Origin of the sequence: Streptomyces sp. NPDC060194 (assembly GCF_042728285.1) — a bacterium.
GTDB lineage: Bacteria > Actinomycetota > Actinomycetes > Streptomycetales > Streptomycetaceae > Streptomyces.
The window spans coordinates 1-3,736 of record NZ_JBHWZH010000258.1 but is presented as its reverse complement, the minus strand read 5'-3'; the positions used below and the strand labels follow the sequence as shown (position 1 = coordinate 3,736).

The 3,736-nt window shown below is 73.2% G+C and carries 4 protein-coding genes; 2 read left to right on the top strand and 2 right to left on the bottom strand.

What is annotated here, in order from left to right:
- Positions 1-41: 41 nt before the first annotated feature.
- Both ACFWEG_RS28545 and ACFWEG_RS28540 read right to left on the bottom strand, forming a co-directional pair.
- A complete protein-coding gene (locus tag ACFWEG_RS28545) occupies positions 42-317 on the bottom strand; it encodes a hypothetical protein (RefSeq protein WP_387220880.1) in 276 nt (91 codons plus the stop codon).
- Between the two features lie 145 nt (positions 318-462).
- Positions 463-1,371, bottom strand: coding sequence for a Gfo/Idh/MocA family protein (locus ACFWEG_RS28540; protein ID WP_387220878.1), 909 nt, complete (start codon positions 1,369-1,371; stop codon positions 463-465).
- A 124-nt stretch (positions 1,372-1,495) separates the two neighbouring features.
- On the opposite strand from ACFWEG_RS28540, the gene glnII reads away from it, so the two are divergent.
- Positions 1,496-2,527, top strand: a complete 1,032-nt coding sequence (gene glnII, locus ACFWEG_RS28535) for a glutamine synthetase (RefSeq protein WP_387220876.1) — start codon at positions 1,496-1,498, stop codon at positions 2,525-2,527.
- A 623-nt stretch (positions 2,528-3,150) separates the two neighbouring features.
- On the top strand, positions 3,151-3,690 hold the full coding sequence (locus ACFWEG_RS28530; protein ID WP_387220873.1) for a winged helix-turn-helix domain-containing protein: 540 nt from the start codon (positions 3,151-3,153) through the stop codon (positions 3,688-3,690).
- Positions 3,691-3,736 lie beyond the last annotated feature (46 nt).

The window sequence follows — 3,736 nt, the reverse complement described above, 5'->3', positions numbered from 1 at the left end:
CCCCTCCGGCGAGGGGTGGCGGGCAGCGTGCGTCGCGACGGTCAGCGACCGTAGCGGATCAGGTGGCGGACCATCCGGCAGGTGGTGGGGGACGGGGGGTGGACGCCGATCCGCTCGGCCATCGCGTGGATCGTCCCGTCGTCGGCGCGCTCGGGGCGGTACACCCCGGAGTCGAGCAGCGCGATGGCGAGTCGCATGGCCTTCAGGCGGCGGTTGTGCGCGACGTACCACGCGCGCGGCCGGCCCGCCGGGAGGCGCTTCTTCGGCAGGGGCGGAACGGACTGGGTGAGCAGTGCAGCGGCAGCGGGCACGGGCATCCTCCTGGGGTCGCGAACCCTTTCGAACTACGTTCTATTTTAGCTGCTGCCACTGACAGAAGGCCCTGGCCAGACGGGTATCGGGGCGGTCTGGAGGGGCGGTTGTGACCCGTGGAGGAGGCGGGGCCGGCGCGTCGCGGACGCCCTATCCGAGCGACGTCTCCGCCGCCGCGAGGATCTGCGTGACCCGGGCCGCGAAGTGGATGTCGCAGGGGTGCGGCTCCCCCGTCGCGATCGCGGCGAGCAGCGCGTCGACGGCGCGCGAGTAGGCCGCCTCGGCGCTCTCGCCCTGCTTCTCGGGAAGGCTGAACGCGCCGTCCGCGCCGAGGAGTTCGACGGTGGAGCCGGCCGCCGCCGTCGGCGCGTGCAGCGAGAGCACCGCCGTGCTGGACGCGCCGGAGGTGTGCCGCAGGACGAGGTGGGTGAGGTCGGCGGGGCCGCGCGCGGCCGTCACCGTGGTGACGTCGCCGAGCACCGGCAGCAGCACGGACAGCGCGTGCGGGCCGACGTCCCACAGCCCGCCGCGCTCGCGCCGCCAGGGGGAGGCGGCGTACGGGCTGTCGGAGCCGGGCGCGTAGAGCGGGGCGAGCCACTGGGCGCGGGCGGTGAACCAGCCGCCGCGCGCGGCCTGTTCGTCGATCCAGGCCGCGCTGCCGGCCGCGAAGCGCAGCGTGAAGAAGACGACGGAGGCCACGCCGGCGGCCTCCGCGCGGGCCGCCGCGTCCTGGGCGGCCGCGGTGGTGGTGGCGAGCGGCTTGTCCAGGAGCAGGTGGCAGCCGGCGTCCGCGGCCCGGCCCGCGAGCTCGGCCTGCACGTCCGGGGGGAGCGCGACGGCGACGGCGTCGCTGTCGGCGAACAGCGCGTCGGCGTCGGCGTACGGGCGGGTGCCGAGCGTCCCCGCGAGCTCGGCGGCCGCCTCCGGGCGGCGGCCCCACACGCCCGTCAGCGTGACGCCGGGGTGCGCGGCGAGGGCCGGTCCGTGGACGGCGGAGGCCCACGGGCCGGTGCCGAGAAGTCCGATGCGTACGTTTCGTCCTGCGGCGGGAGAAGTCACGGGGCCAGTGTGCCCGAGCGGGGTGACGAGTAACACGGGGTTCACACCTGGGCAACGGTCGGGAAATCGCGTGTTGACAGGCTGCGCCGCAGCTTCGCAGGACCCGCACCTAAGGATGGCTTCCGTGACGTTCAAGGCTGAGTACATCTGGATAGACGGCACCGAGCCGACCGCCAAGCTCCGTTCCAAGACGAAGATCATGGCCGGCACCTCGGGCGACCTCGCCGAGCTGCCGATCTGGGGCTTCGACGGATCCAGCACCAACCAGGCCGAGGGCCACGCCTCGGACCGCGTGCTCAAGCCGATCGCCTCGTACCCGGACCCGATCCGCGGCGGCGACGACGTCCTCGTGCTGTGCGAGGTCCTGAACATCGACATGACGCCGCACTCCTCCAACACGCGCGCCGCGCTGGTCGAGGTCGCGGAGAAGTTCGCCGCGCAGGAGTCGATCTTCGGGATCGAGCAGGAGTACACCTTCTTCGACGGCTCGCGGCCGCTGGGCTTCCCGGTCGGCGGGTTCCCCGCGGCGCAGGGCGGCTACTACTGCGGCGTCGGCGCGGACGAGATCTTCGGGCGCGAGATCGTCGAGAAGCACCTCGACCACTGCCTGACGGCGGGCCTGTCGATCTCCGGCATCAACGCGGAGGTCATGCCGGGCCAGTGGGAGTTCCAGGTCGGGCCGGTCGGCCCGCTGGAGGTCGCCGACCAGCTGTGGATCGCGCGCTGGCTGCTGTACCGCACGGCGGAGGACTTCAACGTCTCCGCGACGCTCGACCCGAAGCCGGTGAAGGGGGACTGGAACGGGGCGGGGGCGCACACGAACTTCTCGACGAAGGCGATGCGGGAGTCGTACGACGCGATCATCACGGCCGCGGAGTCGCTGGGCGAGGGGTCCAAGCCGCTCGACCACGTCAAGAACTACGGGGCGGGCATCGACGAGCGGCTCACCGGGCTGCACGAGACGGCGCCGTGGAACGAGTACAGCTACGGGGTGTCGGACCGTGGGGCCTCGGTGCGGATCCCGTGGCAGGTGGAGCAGGACCGCAAGGGGTACATCGAGGACCGGCGGCCGAACGCGAACGTCGACCCGTACGTGGTGACGCGGCTGATCGTGGACACGTGCTGCACGGCGCTGGAGAAGGCCGGACAGGTCTAGTCCCGCCCGGGGGCGGGGCCGCCGCGTACGGGGGACGTGGCGCCTCCCCGCCCTCTCGCGGGGCGCTCGCGAAACCGGTTCGGGCCTGCGCCCGGGCCGGTTTCCTGCGTTGGCCTCGGGCGGCGGCGACGGGTCTTCGCGGCTCCGCCGCGGATGCACGGCCTCCGGCCGCGCGGCCTCGAACTCCCCCATGGTCTGAAGGACCAGGGGGTACCCCCTCGCCGGGCTGAGATTTCTGCCCGCTCGGCCCGGCTCGGCGAAGAGTTCGTGCCCGCTCGGCCAAGAGCTCGGCGCCGCGCGGCGGGGAGTTCCGGTCGGTGCCCACGTGCGCCCCCCGTGCCCCCGTTCGCCGTACCAGCTTGTGAGAGGGGTGGTCCAGGTGGTGGGGACCTCTGGTTCAATGGGGCGCATGACTGCCCCCCGGAACGCCTCGCACGGTCGGTTCGACCGTGAGCCGTTCTGGCCTTCCCGGCAGCATGACGACTTCGACCGGGTGTGTCGGCCCAGGGAGAACGCGCAGGCCCTCTAAAGCCCTGGTGGGACCCGATCGGTTCCGCGGGCCTTCGGTCGGCGCGGATGACGTACGTCCACAGACGATGTCTTCCCGAGAGAGCTGATCCGAGATGGCGAACACCCGTAGTGTTTCCGCGCTTCCCGCACGTACCGAGCCCCGCACCGGGACGCCGCCGCGGCCGCGGCTGAGGGCGGTGCACCCCGACGAGGCCGCGGAGTTCGCGCAGCTGGCGGAGTTCCTGCCGCCGGGCACGACGTGGCTGCCGGCTCCCGAGCACACCGTGCCGGCGACGGCGGGCCGGCCGCCGATGGTGGGGTACCTGGTCCTAGTGCCGGCGGTGGAGCCGCAGGCGCCGGGGGCGGTGGCGGACGGTCCCGTGCAGGTCGACACCGAGCGGCGGACGGCCGCGGTCGACGGCCGGCCGCTGGACCTGACGTACCTGGAGTTCGAGCTGCTCGCCCACCTGGTGCAGCACCCCCACCGGGTGCACACACGCGACCAGTTGGTCACGACGGTCTGGGGCTACGGGCACGTCGGCGACGGCCGGACGGTCGACGTCCACGTGGCCCGGCTGCGCCGCAAGCTGGGCGCGACCCGCAGGGGCTCGATCCAGACGGTGCGGCGGGTGGGGTACAAGTACACGCCGTGAAGTGCCGCAGGAGGGCCGGGCGTTCGGGATCGTGGCCCCGAACGCC

Coding starts and splice junctions, on each gene's coding strand:
- ACFWEG_RS28530 (WP_387220873.1), top strand. CDS start 3,151: ATGGCGAACACCCGTAGTGTTTCCGCGCTTCCCGCACGTACCGAGCCC.
- ACFWEG_RS28545 (WP_387220880.1), bottom strand. CDS start 317: ATGCCCGTGCCCGCTGCCGCTGCACTGCTCACCCAGTCCGTTCCGCCC.